This window comes from Streptomyces sp. NRRL S-340 (assembly GCF_000720185.1).
Classification (GTDB): Bacteria; Actinomycetota; Actinomycetes; order Streptomycetales; family Streptomycetaceae; genus Streptomyces.
In genome coordinates this window covers 148,890-162,512 of the sequence record NZ_JOIY01000014.1, presented here as the reverse complement: position 1 = coordinate 162,512, position 13,623 = coordinate 148,890, and the positions used below count along the sequence as shown (strand labels likewise).

The 13,623-nt window shown below is 72.5% G+C and carries 11 protein-coding genes; 2 read left to right on the top strand and 9 right to left on the bottom strand.

The genetic code is table 11. The annotated features are described in order from the left end of the window. Window positions 1-84: 84 nt before the first annotated feature. The 6 genes from IG64_RS13500 to IG64_RS41575 form a co-directional block, all read right to left on the bottom strand. Complete coding sequence (locus IG64_RS13500; protein ID WP_107474250.1) at window positions 85-417, bottom strand: ankyrin repeat domain-containing protein; 333 nt, start codon at window positions 415-417, stop codon at window positions 85-87. 142 nt (window positions 418-559) lie between these two features. Next, a complete protein-coding gene (locus tag IG64_RS13495; RefSeq protein ID WP_234438504.1) occupies window positions 560-2,056 on the bottom strand; it encodes a catalase in 1,497 nt (498 codons plus the stop codon). 258 nt (window positions 2,057-2,314) lie between these two features. Then, window positions 2,315-3,214 (bottom strand): S1 family peptidase, encoded by a 900-nt coding sequence (locus IG64_RS13490; RefSeq protein ID WP_234438503.1) that lies wholly within the window; start codon window positions 3,212-3,214, stop codon window positions 2,315-2,317. 77 nt (window positions 3,215-3,291) lie between these two features. Further along, complete coding sequence (locus IG64_RS13485; RefSeq protein WP_037855367.1) at window positions 3,292-4,743, bottom strand: alpha/beta fold hydrolase; 1,452 nt, start codon at window positions 4,741-4,743, stop codon at window positions 3,292-3,294. Between the two features lie 195 nt (window positions 4,744-4,938). Beyond that, entirely contained in the window at window positions 4,939-5,301 is a 363-nt protein-coding gene (locus tag IG64_RS13480) for a DUF1304 domain-containing protein (RefSeq protein ID WP_037855366.1), read from the bottom strand. Between the two features lie 150 nt (window positions 5,302-5,451). Next, window positions 5,452-8,496, bottom strand: a complete 3,045-nt coding sequence (locus IG64_RS41575; RefSeq protein ID WP_234438502.1) for a S8 family peptidase — start codon at window positions 8,494-8,496, stop codon at window positions 5,452-5,454. 233 nt (window positions 8,497-8,729) lie between these two features. Here IG64_RS41575 and IG64_RS13465 point away from each other — a divergent pair, with 233 nt between their 5' ends. Together IG64_RS13465 and IG64_RS13460 are read left to right on the top strand one after the other, a co-directional pair. Then, window positions 8,730-9,650 (top strand): hypothetical protein, encoded by a 921-nt coding sequence (locus IG64_RS13465; RefSeq protein ID WP_051812823.1) that lies wholly within the window; start codon window positions 8,730-8,732, stop codon window positions 9,648-9,650. A 299-nt stretch (window positions 9,651-9,949) separates the two neighbouring features. After that, window positions 9,950-10,891, top strand: coding sequence for a helix-turn-helix domain-containing protein (locus IG64_RS13460; protein WP_037855363.1), 942 nt, complete (start codon window positions 9,950-9,952; stop codon window positions 10,889-10,891). A 208-nt stretch (window positions 10,892-11,099) separates the two neighbouring features. Here IG64_RS13460 and IG64_RS13455 read toward each other — a convergent pair whose 3' ends face one another. The 3 genes from IG64_RS13455 to IG64_RS13445 all read right to left on the bottom strand — a co-directional run bounded on the left by IG64_RS13455 (window position 11,100) and on the right by IG64_RS13445 (window position 13,553). Next, window positions 11,100-11,333: a non-oxidative hydroxyarylic acid decarboxylases subunit D gene (locus IG64_RS13455; RefSeq protein ID WP_037855362.1), complete on the bottom strand. Its 234-nt coding sequence runs from the start codon at window positions 11,331-11,333 to the stop codon at window positions 11,100-11,102. Window positions 11,334-11,422: 89 nt separating this feature from the next. Continuing rightward, entirely contained in the window at window positions 11,423-12,850 is a 1,428-nt protein-coding gene (locus tag IG64_RS13450; RefSeq protein ID WP_037855360.1) for a non-oxidative hydroxyarylic acid decarboxylases subunit C, read from the bottom strand. A gap of 112 nt (window positions 12,851-12,962) precedes the next feature. Beyond that, on the bottom strand, window positions 12,963-13,553 hold the full coding sequence (locus tag IG64_RS13445) for a non-oxidative hydroxyarylic acid decarboxylases subunit B (RefSeq protein WP_037855359.1): 591 nt from the start codon (window positions 13,551-13,553) through the stop codon (window positions 12,963-12,965). Window positions 13,554-13,623 lie beyond the last annotated feature (70 nt).

Genomic DNA, 13,623 nt, shown 5'->3' with positions numbered 1-13,623 from the left:
CCGCGCGCAGCCGGGCCTTGCCCTGTCCTGGCGGCGGCCCGCTCCGTGACCCGGCACACCGGCGGCGACGCGCCGGGGCCGGGATCAGCCGGTGAGCAGGTGGGCGCGGCCGAACACGGCGGCGGCGGTCCGGGCGGTCGGGGTGCCGCAGTCCAGGTCCGCACCGGCCCGGACGAGGACCGCCACCACGTCGTCGGCGCCTTTGAACAGGGCACCGGCGAGGGGCGTCTGGTCGCGGGCGTTGCGCAGGTCGGGGTCGGCGCCGAGCCCGATGAGGGTGCGTACCGTCTCCGCGTGACCGTGGTACGCGGCGAGCATCAGGAGGGTGTTGCCGGCCGGGTCGGCGACGTCGGCCGGCAGGCCGTGCTCCACGAACTCGGCCAGTGGTGCGGTGCGGCCCTCCCGGGCCAGATCCATGGCGATCGCCACGATGCGACGCGTCTGCTCGGGGGTCACGGTCCGCCTCCGGTCATGGGCGGCTCCTTCTGCTCGTACGGGGAGGGGGTACGGGGCAGGGTCCGGCGTGGGCGGGCGGTGCCACGCCGGACCCCGGCGGGGGTCAGAGGTCGCCGGCGGCCAGGGCCTCGATCGCCTTGCGGACGCCTTCGCCGTAGGCCGGGTCGGCCTGGGTGCAGTGGGCGATGTGACGCTCGACGGTCCGCTGCGAGGCACCGTCGATCGCGCGGGCGGTGTTCTCGAAGAGCCTGCGCTGCTCCTCGGGGCTCATCAGGCGGAACAGGTCACCGGGCTGCTCGAAGTAGTTGTCGTCGTCCTCACGGAAGTCGAACCGGTCGGCGACGGCGCCCACCCGCCCGCTCGGCTCGCGGTAGGCGGGCTGCTCCTGCCAGCGGCCGTAGGAGTTGGGCTCGATGCCGGGGGTGGCGCCCTGGTTGCCGTCCACCCGCATGCCGCCGTCGCGGTGGTAGGAGTTGACGGGGTTCTTCGGGGTGTTCACGGGGATCTGGTGGTGGTTCACGCCGAGGCGGTAGCGCTGGGCGTCGCCGTAGGAGAAGAGGCGGCCCTGGAGCATCCGGTCCGGGGAGAAGCCGATGCCCGGGACGACGTTGGCCGGGGTGAAGGCGGCCTGTTCGACGTCCGCGAAGTAGTTGGCGGGGTTGCGGTTCAGCTCCCATTCACCGACCTCGATGAGCGGGTAGTCCTTCTTCGACCAGACCTTGGTGAGGTCGAAGGGGTGGAAGCGGTAGTGCTCGGCGTCGGCCTCCGGCATGACCTGGACGAAGAGCTTCCACTTCGGGAAGTCGCCCCTTTCGATCGCGTCGAAGAGGTCGCGCTGGTGGGACTCGCGGTCCTTGCCGATCAGGGCCTCGGCCTCGGCGTCCGTGAGGTTCTCGACGCCCTGCCGGGTACGGTGGTGGAACTTCACCCAGAACCGCTCGCCCTCGGCGTTGACCAGGCTGTAGGTGTGCGAGCCGAAGCCGTGCATGTGCCGGTACGACGCCGGGATGCCGCGGTCGGACATCACGATCGTGACCTGGTGCAGGGCCTCGGGGAGGCTGGTCCAGAAGTCCCAGTTGTTCTCGGGGTCGCGGAGGTTGGTGCGCGGGTCGCGCTTGACCGCGTGGTTGAGGTCCGGGAACTTCAGCGGGTCGCGGAAGAAGAACACCGGGGTGTTGTTGCCCACCAGGTCCCAGTTGCCCTCCTCCGTGTAGAACTTCAGGGCGAAGCCGCGGATGTCGCGCTCGGCGTCGGCCGCCCCGCGCTCCCCCGCCACGGTGGAGAACCGGGCGAACAGCTCGGTCTTCTTGCCGACTTCGGAGAAGATCTTCGCGCTGGTGTACCGCGTGATGTCATGGGTGACCGTGAAGGTGCCGAACGCACCGGATCCCTTGGCGTGCATCCTGCGCTCCGGGATGACCTCGCGGTCGAAGTGGGCGAGCTTCTCCAGGAACCACACGTCCTGGAGGAGCATCGGGCCCCGCGGGCCGGCCGTCAGGGAGTTCTGGTTGTCGGGAACCGGCGCGCCGGCGACCGTGGTCAGCGGCCTCTGGTTGTTGTCGGGCACAGTTCGCTCCTCGGTAGAAGTGGTCCTCGGCATGTCTCGTAGCCCCGGCGGTGCCGGCCTGCCGGGTGTGCGCGTTGCTGTGGCCGCGCACACCCGGCACACACCTTGTATGCGGACATCATGCCCGACGAGCCGAGGACCCGGAACACACATGTGTGTTCCGGGTCCTTACGGACATGTGCGGTCGTGGCGTGACCAGGGGCCGCGCGGCAGCGTGAACGGTCCGCGCCGGGCAGGCGCCCCCGCGCTCCGGCCGGGTGCGGGTGCCGCCGCCGGCTGCCGCGGACCCGGTCAGCGGGTGGCCGGGGCCCGCCGGGGATCAGCGCGCGGCAGGAGGCATCCGGCGCGGTTCAGGTCCAGCCGGTTCCCCGGCGCCGTGCACGCGGCCAGCCAGTAGGTCGCCGTGGCGTACCCGGCCCCCCGGTGGACGGAGATCGCGCCGTCCCGGGCCATCTCGCAGGGGTTGTCCAGGGTGCACCGCCCGCCGTCGTGGTTGCTGGTGTTGTTGACGGCGACGATCTTCCCGTCCGCCAGCACGGGGGACCCGGAGGTGCCGTGCCCGGTGTCGCACTCGGGTGTGTACCGCACGACGTCCTCGGTGACGTTGGCCGTCTCCAGGACGCGGTAGGCGAACCCGTCGATCCGGCAGGAGAACTCCTGCTTCAGGCTCCCGGACACGACGCGGATCGCGGTGCCACGGGCGGGACGCCGGCCGGCGACCGTCAGGGCGGTGACCCCGTGGTCCCTCGCCAGTTCCCGGTACGTCTCGTCGATCTGGTAGAGGGCGATGTCCGTGCCGGTCAGGGTGACGTAGAGGGCCTTCGTCGCGTGCACCTGCGCGGCGGTGTCCCCGGAGCGGTCGCGCAGGCTGAACAGACGGTGGGACGGCCGGTTCACCAGGACCTCGCCGGGGACGGGCTGGGCTCCTTCGTAGCAGTGCCCGTTGGTCAGCACCAGTGCCCGGTCGTCGTCCGTGGAGACCGGCATCCGGACGACGGAACCGGAACACCCGTCGACGTCGACGGTGCCGGTGAAGCCGGCCGCCGCCGAAGCCGCTGTGGCCGCGGTGGACTTCGCGGCGGCCGTGGACGCCACGGCCGCCGGGGCGGCCGACGCAGCGGGTGTCAGCAGTGCCAGGCCGAGGAGGGCCACGCCGCCGAGGAGGGCCCTGGCCGTGGGGAAGCGCGTCACTTGGTTCGTTCCTCCGTGAGCGGGAGAGGGAGCGGGAGGGGCAGGGACAGGGGCAGGCGCGAGGGCGGGACGCCGGGTCATTTCAGCCCCGGGCAGGTGCCGCCGGTGGTCCTCCCGGTGCGGAAGAAATCGACCACGTGGGCGCCGCACGGCAGGTTCTTCAAGGAGGCGTGGACCCCGTCGACGACGGTCAGCAGGGTGCCGCCGGCCGCGTTGTGCGCCGCCTGCGCCCACGCGTAGGGGGTGTCGCCCTCGCTGAGGTGCCCGGAGATCTGGAGCGGGCTGCGTCCGCGGACCACGGCCGTGGGCGGGGTGTGCGTCGGCCAGTCGGCGCACCACGGGGAGATGTACGTGCCGCCGACGGCCGGGAAGGCGGCGCGGCGGGCCTGCGCTGCGGACCACAGGCGGGGGAAGTCCTTGGGGCTGGAGTCGGTGTTGCAGAGCATGGCGTTGTACTGCAGGGCGTTCAGTCCGTCGAGCGGGTCGCCGAGACCGTACCGGCGCCGGACGGTCTCCGAGGCGCTGCGGGCGGATCCGGGGATGCCGCCGTCGATCACGGTGACCAGGTCGTTCGCCGCCCTCACCCACGCGTCGGGGGTGCTGCCGAGGAGACCGGCCGCCCACTCGCCGTCCAGGCGCAGGCCGCCGGCGATGCGGGGTTCGCGGTCCAGTTCCGCGCGCAGGGCGGTGAGCCTGGCCGCGACGGCGGCCTTGCCGGTGCCCAGGTGGTAGTCGTAGTCGTGCTCCGCAAGCCAGTGGGTGAAGTCCGCGAAGTTGTGCTCGGCGAGGGCCTCGATGGTGCCGTCCATGGCGGAGTGGTCGAAGACCGGCGGCATCGAGGAGTCCAGCCACATGCGCTTGACCCGGTCGTCGAAGAGGGACCGGTAGGCCAGGCCGGTCGCCGTGTCGAAGGACTCTCCGAAGAAGTCGATCTTCTCGGCACCGAGCGCGTCCCGCAGGGAGTCGATGTCCCGCGCGATGTTCTCCGGGGTGAGCCCGCGCACGAATTCCGGATCGATCGCCGTGCACCGCCGATTGAACTCGGCCTGGTCGTCGAAGGCGGCCTCGGCCCGCTCCTTCTGGCCCGCGGTCACCGGCGGCTCCGCTCCCCCGCGGAAGTCGCACGAGATCTTCTGGCTGTAGCCGGTGCCGCGCTCGTCCATGCCGATGAGGTCGTGCTCGGTGTTGAGCGTCCCCAGCCCGGAGCCGAGGAGACCCGGCAGCGTCGCCGCGTTCGCCGTCCCGGGGCCGCCGGCACCGAACACCAGCGGTTCCTCCGGGTGCGGTCCGGTGGCCCTGATCCGGCTCACCGCGACGGTGATGGTGCGGCCCCGCGGTTTCGCGTAGTCCAACGGGACGGTCAGCTCCGCGCACTCGGTCCGCCTGTCACCCGGTACGGGCCAGTCCTCGGCGACCGACGAGCACAGGCGCCAGTCCAGGCGTTGCCCGGTCCTCGGCGCGGCGGACGCGGTGGGCAGCAGTAATCCGGTCAGTGCGAGAGCCGAGGCGGCAAGGGCGCCGCCGCGCAACGCGCGTCTTTGGCGCGCCGGGGGAAGAGTGGCGGATGGCATGGTGGGACGACCTCCGGGATCCGGGTACGCCGCACGGGCACGTACGGCGGCCACCACTCTCGGGATCCCGGGCCGCGACCGCCGCGCGAGCCGGCATCGGCCGGCGCTCGGTCAGGTATCCGTCTCGTATCGGTGCGCGTCGGCGGGCCTCGCTCAGCGGGCGGCCAGCACCAGCGCCAGACCGGTCAGTGCCGGAACGGTCTGCACGAAGAGGATCTTCCGGGCGGCCGTGGCGGCGCCGTACACACCGGCCACGGCCACACACGTCAGGAAGAACACCTTCGCCTGGAGCCCCGCCGGGCCGGACGCCACGGCGCCCCACACCAGCCCGGCGGCGAGGAACCCGTTGTACAGCCCCTGGTTGGCCGCGAGCGCCTTCGTCCCGGAGGCGAAAGAGGCGGTGGTCCCGAAGACGGCCCGGGCCCTGGGGCCGGTCCACAGGAACATCTCCAGGACCAGGATGCAGCAGTGGAGCGCGGCGATGAGCAGGACCACGACGGTTGCGATGATCGACATGGGCGAAAGCGTCACACATGACACACGTACCTGGAACACACGGGTACCGGGGAACACGACCGCCGCCGCTCGGTCGCCCCTGCGGCTGCCGCGCACGGCAGCCGCAGGGGCCTGGGGTGGGAAGCCTCCCGGAGGCCTGCCGGGGGCCGGTCAGCCGCCGATGCCGACGAGTGTGCCGGTGCCGTCCGGGTACTCCACGTACGCGGTGGCCGGGGTCCTCGTCACGCCGCTCCAGTGGCCGGTGACCGTGATCGGCCGCAGCGGTGTCGTGGCGGGCCTCGCCGGCGACACGGTGAACGTGCCCGTCGTGGGCGAGTCCGCTGCCACGAGATTGGTCTGGAGGGTGAACGGCGTGGCCGTCGTACCGGCGTGGTAGTCCCCGGCCAGCACGAAGACGGTGTACCGGCCCGGTTCCAGCCCCTTCAGAGTGACGTGCTGCCGGTGCTCCGATCCCGCGCTCTCGGCCACGATCGTCCAGGGCTGCCCGTCCGCCGGGGTGTTCAGGACGTACAGGGCGACGCCCGAGTCCGCGGTGTCCGTGGTGGCGAGGACCTCACCCGCCTTGGTCCCCTCGGGGACGGTGATGGCGTACTCCTGTGCGCCGCCCGTCGCCATGTCGACCTCGCCCCGCACGGCGGGGCCCACGACCGGAGCGTGGGCGGTGAGCGTCAGCTTCTCGGTGCCGGGGGTCAGGGAGTAGGAGACGCTTCCCTCGCTGCCCGGGCCCGCGTCGACCCGGTCGGGGGCCTCCACCATCTGCGGGGTGACGGCGATGGGGCTGCGCACGGAGACGTGGCCGCTGCCCCTCCAGGTCAGGTGTCCGACGACGGGGGTGCCGGAGGGCGCGGTGGTCCGGGTCAGCGTGACGGCGACCCGGGCGGTCTGCCCGGCGCGGGTGAAGCGCAGCGTGGAGGGCTTCACCTCGGCACGGAAGCCCGGCAGGTCCACCTCGGCCCGGTACACACCCGGGCGCGTCGCGGTCAGGGTACGGGTCAGGGTGCGCGATCCCAGCAGCCGGTCCACGGAGAGGGACGGGTAGTTCAGGTCGCTGGGCGCGACGGGCGCCGTGCCGGTTTGGGTGTCGATGCCGAGGCCCTCCTCGTACGCGAGCCAGTCACGGTCCGACGAGTCGTACACCAGGCCCGGGTCGAACATCGCGGCGGGATCGACCTCGCCCGAGCCCTGCGCGTACACGTCCGTGCTGGTGCCGCCCGAGGCGGTCCTGGTGTCCACCGCGGTCGTCATCATGGCGGACTTCACCGCCATCGGGGACCACTTGGGATGCACACCGAAGTAGAGGGCGGCGAGGCCGGAGATCTGGGGTGCCGCCATCGACGTACCGGTCATGAAGTCGAAGTCGTGGCCGAAGTTGCTGGGTGGCGCGACGGCGGCGAGGACGCCGACGCCCGGCGCGGCGATGTCCGGTTTGATCAGCGCGCCCTTGTTGACGTCCGACGGACCCCGGGAGGAGAACGGGGCGATCTGCGGGTACGGCGTCCCGGTCGAGCCGCCCGGCTGCAACGTCACCGTGGCGCCCGGCGTGGCCGCGTAGGCGCGCACGTCCGCGGCTCCCGGGACGTTCAGGTGCACGGTCGGCACGACATGGATGTCGCTGTCGGTCTCCTGGTCGGCGGTGTTCACCAGCACCATGGCGACGCCGCCGGCGCGCTCCACCTCGGCCGACTTGCTCACCCGGGTGGTGATCCCGCGGTCGCACACCACCGCCTTGCCGGCCGTCTTCGCCGGGTCGAGGGAACCCTCCCGGCACAGCTGCGCGTCCTCGTCCGTCGCCCCGGCCGACCTGACGTCGCCGGCGAGGACCAGGGGCTTGGGGCCGACGGCCGCCCGCACGGTGAGGCTGCCGCCGACGAAGGTCCGGCCGTCGCCCAGCTTCACCGTGGCCTCCGCGGGCCGCAGCGTGCTCGCGGCGACCGTCGTCATCCAGGGCGCGGTGTTGTCGATGACGCTCCGGGAGGGTCCTTCGTTGCCCGCGGCGGCCGACACGAAGACGCCTGCCTGCGCCGCCGCCCGGAACGCCTGCACGATGGGCTCGTCGAGCCAGGACTCCACCACCCGGCCCGCCGAGTAGTTGATGACGTCGACGCCGTCCGCCACCGCCTGGTCGATCGCGGCGACGATGTCCGAGGCGTCACCGCCGGCGTCCGTCGTGCCCTTCTCCGTCCAGAGCGCCTTGTACACGGCGACCGCCGCGCCCGGCGCCACCCCGGAGATCTTCCCGAAGTCGTGCCCCTCGACGGTCACCGCGACGTCCGCGTCGCCCGCGGCGGTGGACGCGGTGTGGGTGCCGTGGCCGCTGTTGTCACGCGCCGAGAGGTAGTCGCCCCGCTCCTCGGGCGGGGTCGTGGCCAGCCAGCCGTCGTTGAAGTACCGGGCGCCGACGAGCTTGGTGTTGCAGGCGCTCCCGGTGAACTTCTCCCCGCTCTGGCAGACGCCGGTGAAGGTGCCGCCGTCGGCCTTCTTCATCTTGATCACGCCGCCCTCGCGGTAGGGGCGGTACGGGTCCTTGGCCGTGGGCGGGGCGGTGCCCAGGGCGGGGGCGGCGAACGACGCGCTCTCCGGCCAGATGCCGCTGTCGATGACACCGACCACCACGCCCTTGCCGGACTTGGCGGTGCCCCCGAGCTTCGACCACACGCCCTGCCGCCCGGACAGCCCCATGAAGTCGGTCGACCGGGTGTCGTCCGTCGCCTTGACCCGGGCGTCCGGGCTGACGGCGAGGACCCCGGGCCGCCTGCTGAGGCGGACGGCCTGAAGAGGGGTCAGGTCCGCGACGAAGCCGTCGACCGCGACCGTGTAACGGCCGCGGACCGTGGCGCCGACCGACGCGGCCGCCTCGCTCTGCCGTCCCCGCAGGTAGTCCCGGTAGCGGTGCGCGGCGGTACTGGAGGCGTCGACCTTGGCGCCCGCCGAGGGAGCGGTGGCGGCCAGGCCGTCCACGCCGCCCCGGTAGAGGGCGACCGGTGCGTCCTTGAGGGTCACGATGTAACGGCCGGAGGGGGAGCGCCCGGTGACGGCGACGGGGGCCTGCGGGTCACCGGCCGGCCCGGCCTGGGCGTCACCGGCCGCGCGGGCCTGCGGGTCACCGGCCGCCTGGGCCGGCGTGCCGGTGCAGACGGCCGCCAGCGAGACGGCCAGAGCTGCCGCCCCCCAGGCGAGTGTCTTTCTTCGGAACACGGAACTCACACATTCCTCCATGAGGAGCTGGCCCGGCCGGCGGATGCCTCCGCGCCTTCGGTGGCGCTGCGCGTGCTGGTGGCAAGGGGGGGCCGGGCCGGGTGGACGAGTGTCGCGGCGAGGAAAGTGAACGCTGTACCTCGGACAGGTGTCCAGATACTCTGATGGCCGGTTTGGCCGGTTGACCAATCACGACACGGATGTCACACACCGACCGACGGAGGTATGCATACGTGCTCACGGTGCTGGGCATAGCCGAGTCCGACGAACCGGTGTACCGGTGTTTCCTGGACCGCGGCCGGGTGACCGTCGCGGGCGTCGCCGCGTCCCTGGGCACACCGGAGGACGAGGTGCTCGCCTCCGCTGCCCGGCTGCGGGAACTCGGGCTCCTCCACGACACCGGCGACGGCCGCCTCCAGGCGGCCAACCCCCAGGCCGCGCTGCTGCCCCTGCTGGCCAGGTGGCGGTTCGAGACGGAGACCACGCTGGCCTCGGCCCGGACGGAGATCGACCGGATCGCCGAACGCTACCGGGAGGGGCGGCTGCGCTCCGATCCGCGCAACCTGGTGGAGGTCCTCTCCGACCGGGAGCTGATCCTGGAACGGGTCGAGCAGCTGAGCAACTCCGCGACCAGTCACATGTGGGCCCTGGACCGGCCGCCCTATGTGGGCCGGCCGGACGGCGGACTCCACAGCAACGAGGAGGAGTTCGACATCACGGCGGCCTGGCTGCGCCAGGGCATCGACGTGCGTTCGATCTACTGCCCGCAGTCCATGGAGCGGCCCGGGCGGTTCGCCACGCTGCTCAGACTCGCCGAACTGGGCGAGCGGTCCCGGATGCTGCCGCACCTGCCGTTCAAACTGCACATCATCGACAAGCGGGTGGCCCTGGTCCCGCTGTCCGGTCCGGTCTACGACGACCTCCTCGTCATCCATCCGTCGGGCATGCTCGACGCCCTGATGGAGCTGTACGAGGCCTACTGGGCCCGTGCCGAGCCCATCTCGGCGGCGGCTCCGGCCCCGGACGACACCTTCGGCCCGGACGACCTCCTTCTTCTCAAGATGCTCAAGGCCGGGCTCAAGGACCAGGCCATCGCCCGCCAGTTGCGCGGCGTCCGGTGCGTGCGATCGCAAGGCGCCGGAAGGTCCTTGTAGCGGAGCTACCAGGGCCTTTCGGCAACGCCGCGAGCGTGCGTGCCGGACGTCTCGAGCCGGGCGCCCCTTTTGTTCGCAGCTCTTAGGGCAGCCCGTTCTGAACCCGGGCACAAAGCCCGATCCGTGCCCACGCGGAAGGCCCGATCCGTGCCCACGCGGGACACCCGGCCTGTGCCCGCCGGGGACACCCGGCCTGTGCCCGTGCGGAGGGCCCGGACCGGCACTCCCCCGCCCGGAGTCCGGTCACCGGCCGCCCCGGGGATCCGGCGCCTGCGCGGGCGTAGCGGCATCATGAACGTATGAACGACCGAACGCACACCCGGTGGACCAGCACCGACGTCGGGCAAGCCGACGCGTTCGCCTACTGGGCGGACGTGGTCTGCGACACGATTGTCGGGGTGGCGGTGCGCCCCGGGGCGACGGGTGTCTTCGAGGGCCGGATCGAGACGTCCGTCCTGGACGGGATCGGGTTCGCCGAACTGGCCGCCGGCGGCCAGCGGGTCGCGCGGACGCGGCGGCTGATCGCCCGGGACGACGAGGACGTCCTGCTCGCCAACATCCAGCTGCGCGGCCGGGCCGGGCTGGAGCAGGACGGGCAGGCGGTCGAACTCGCCCCCGGCGCGATGGCCTTCGTCGACAGCTCCCGCCCCTACACGCTGGACTTCGCCGACGACTTCTCCCAGCTGGTGGTCAAGGTGCCCAAAAACCGGCTGCCGCACCGCTCCCTGAACGGGGTGACCGCCGTGGAACTGGGCGCCTCCGGTCCCGGCCGGGTGGTCGCCGACTTCCTGGTCGGGCTCAACCGTCTGCAGGGCACGGCTCCGGAGGCGGCCCGCGCCCTGGTGCCGCACGCCGTCGACCTGCTGGGCACGGCCGTGTCCTGGGCGGCCGGCACCACACCGCCCCAGGCGTCGGCGGCGGCGCTGACGCGCGAACGTGTCCACCGCTTCGTCCGCCGGAACATCACCGACCCCGCTCTGGACGCCGCCGTGGTCGCCGCGGGCTGCGGTGTCTCGCGGCGCACGATGTACCGCGCCCTGGCCGAGGACGGGGAACCGCTCACGGAGCTGATCCGCAGGCTGCGGGTGTCGCTCGCCCAGCGGCTGGTGTCGGCACATCCCGACCGCACGCTGGCCGCCGTGGCCCACGAGTGCGGGTTCGGGAGCGAGGCACAGCTCTACCGGGCGTTCAGGACCGTCACGGGCATGACGCCGGGCTCCTACCGCTCCCGGCGACGGTGACGGTGGCGGTGTGGCGGTGGCGGCCAGGCGGGTCCCGGCGCCGCTTTCGTGACGGCGGTCAGCGGGTCACCGGCACCAGCGCCCGCGCCCGTCGCGGCCGAGGGCCGCGGGGCGCCCCCGGCCGGGACCCGGAGGCCGCCATGGGGGCGAGCGCCGCCCCCGGGCCGCGCCTGCCGCGGCGGACCGGTGGAAGGGCGCCGTACGCCTCTCAGGCCGAAGCGCGCAGCGGCGGTACCGCAGGGACCTCGGAGGCAGCCTCGATGTCCTCGGGAGTCAGCCGGAACTGCTCCGGATAGGCCTCGCGCCGGGTGCGGCGGGCGGGTTCGGTGGTGCGCCAGGTGTACAGGCAGCGCCGGCACTGCAGGACGTCCCACACGCCGGGGACGGGCGAGGTGTGCAGCGTCTCGATGGTCCCGAAGGCGCAGCGGGGGCACTCGGTCATGCGGTCTTCTCTCCTTCTCGGGGGCGACAGGTGTCGGGAGGTCGGGGTCGGTGGTAGCAGGTGCCGGGCGGCCGGGGGCGCCCGGCGGCTCAGCCGCGCGCGGCCATGAGGTCCTGGATCCTGGTCACCCAGTCGCGCGTCTCGGGCAGGTCCTTCGCGGGCGTCGAGAAGTTGCCGCGCACGTCGGGGGCGACGGGGGTGGTCGCGTCGATGATCATCTTGCTGGTGATGCCGGCGGGCTGCGCGGCGGGCGCCAGTTCGACGACCGGCAGGTTGGGCATGATCAGCACGTCGCCGGACGGGTTGACCTTCGCGGACACCGCCCACATGACCTGGGGGAGGTCGAAGGGGTCGACGTCCTCGTCGACCACGATGACCGTGGTGATGTACCCCAGCCCGTGCGGGGTGGTCATGGCGCGCATCGCGACCGCCTTGGCGAAACCCCCGTAACGCTTGCGCGTGGAGATGATCGCCAGCAGGCCGTGCGTGTACATGGCGTTGACGGCCTGCACCTCGGGGAACTCGGCACGCAGCTGCTTCAGCAGCGGGACACACGTGTTGGGTCCGACCAGGTAGTCGCACTCCGTCCACGGCATGCCCAGGTAGAGCGACTCGAAGACCGGGCGGGTGCGGTACGAGACCCGGTCGACGCGGATCACGGGCATCCGGCGGCCACCGGAGTAGTGCCCGGTGAACTCGCCGAAGGGTCCCTCGATCTGGCGCTTGCGGCTCTCCACGACGCCCTCGATCACGACCTCCGACCCCCAGGGCACGTCGAAGCCGGTGAGCGGGGCGGTGGTGATCGGCGCGGGCGCGCCGCGCAGGGCACCCGCCATCTCGTACTCGCTCTGGTCGTAGCGCATCGGCATGCCGGCCACGATCGCCATCACCGGGTCGTTGCCGAGGGTGATGGCGATGGGCAGGTCCTCGCCGCGCTCCTCGGCCTTGCGCAGGTGCAGGGCGACGTCGTGCACGGGGACGGGCTGGATGGCCAGCCGGTCGCGGCCGATGACCTCCAGGCGGTACGTGCCGACGTTCTGCTTGTCGAAGCTGCCCGGGTCGTCGGGGTCGCGGGAGACCACGGCGGCCTTGTCGAGGTAGAAGCCTCCGTCGCCGTCGTTGAGACGGAACAGGGGCAGCACGGAGAAGAGGTCGACGCCGGCGCCCTCCTGCGTGTTGGCGCGCCAGGGGGCGTCCTCGCGCCGTTCGGGCGGGACGGGGAAGGCGTCCCAGCGCCGGGCGAACTCGGCCACCTGCTCCTTGACCGGGGTGTGCTTGGGCAGGCCGAGGGCGAGCGCGTGGTTGGCCCACGAACCGTGCACGTTGAGGGCGATGCGGGCGTCGGTGAAGCCCTTGACGTTGTCGAACCAGAGGGCGGGGGCGCCTTCTCCTATCCGGCCGGTGGCGTTGGCGGCGGCGGCCAGATCGGGCTCGGGGAGGACTTCCTCCGCGACCCGCAGCAGTTGCCCCTCCTGGTCGAGGGTGTCGAGGAAGGAGCGCAGATCGTCGTAGGGCATGGGTACTCCGTGGGGGGCGGTCGGGGGCCGTGAGAGGCCGTGGGGGGGGCGGTCGGGGCCGTGGGAGGCCGTGGGGCGCGGCGGAAGGGGGCGGCGGACGGCCGGGGTGCCGTCAGGAGGCCGGCCGCAGGGAACGGGCGGCCCGCATGCCCTCCCACCGCTTGGCGGCCGGGGCGGGCAGGTCGAACTGGTCGAGCAGGCGCGCGACGACGTGGTCGACGATGTCGTCCACGGTCTGCGGATGGTTGTAGAAGGCGGGCATCGGGGGGACCATCCGGACGCCCATCCGGGACAGCGCGAGCATGTTCTCCAGGTGGATCTCGCTCAGCGGTGTCTCCCGGGGCACCAGCACGAGCCGGCGGCGCTCCTTGAGGACGACGTCCGCGGCCCGGCCCACCAGCCCGTCGGCGTAACCGGCGCGGATGCCCGCCAGGGTCTTCATCGAGCACGGCACGACCACCATGCCGTCGGTGCGGAAGGAGCCGGAGGAGATGACGGCTCCCTGGTCCTCGGGGCGGTGCACGACGTCGGCCAGGTCACCGACCTCGTCCGCGGACAGACCGGTCTCCAGTTCGATCGTGGTGCGCGCCCACCGGCTGAGGACCAGATGCGTCTCCACCTCCGGAAGCTCGGCCAGTGTCCGAAGGAAACGGACACCGAGGACGGCGCCCGTGGCTCCCGTCATTCCCACGATCAGTCTCATACCGCGGCACCTTTCGCCCCTGCGGCGCTGACCTGCGCCGACACCTTCACCCTAGGAGCGCGGTCAGGGC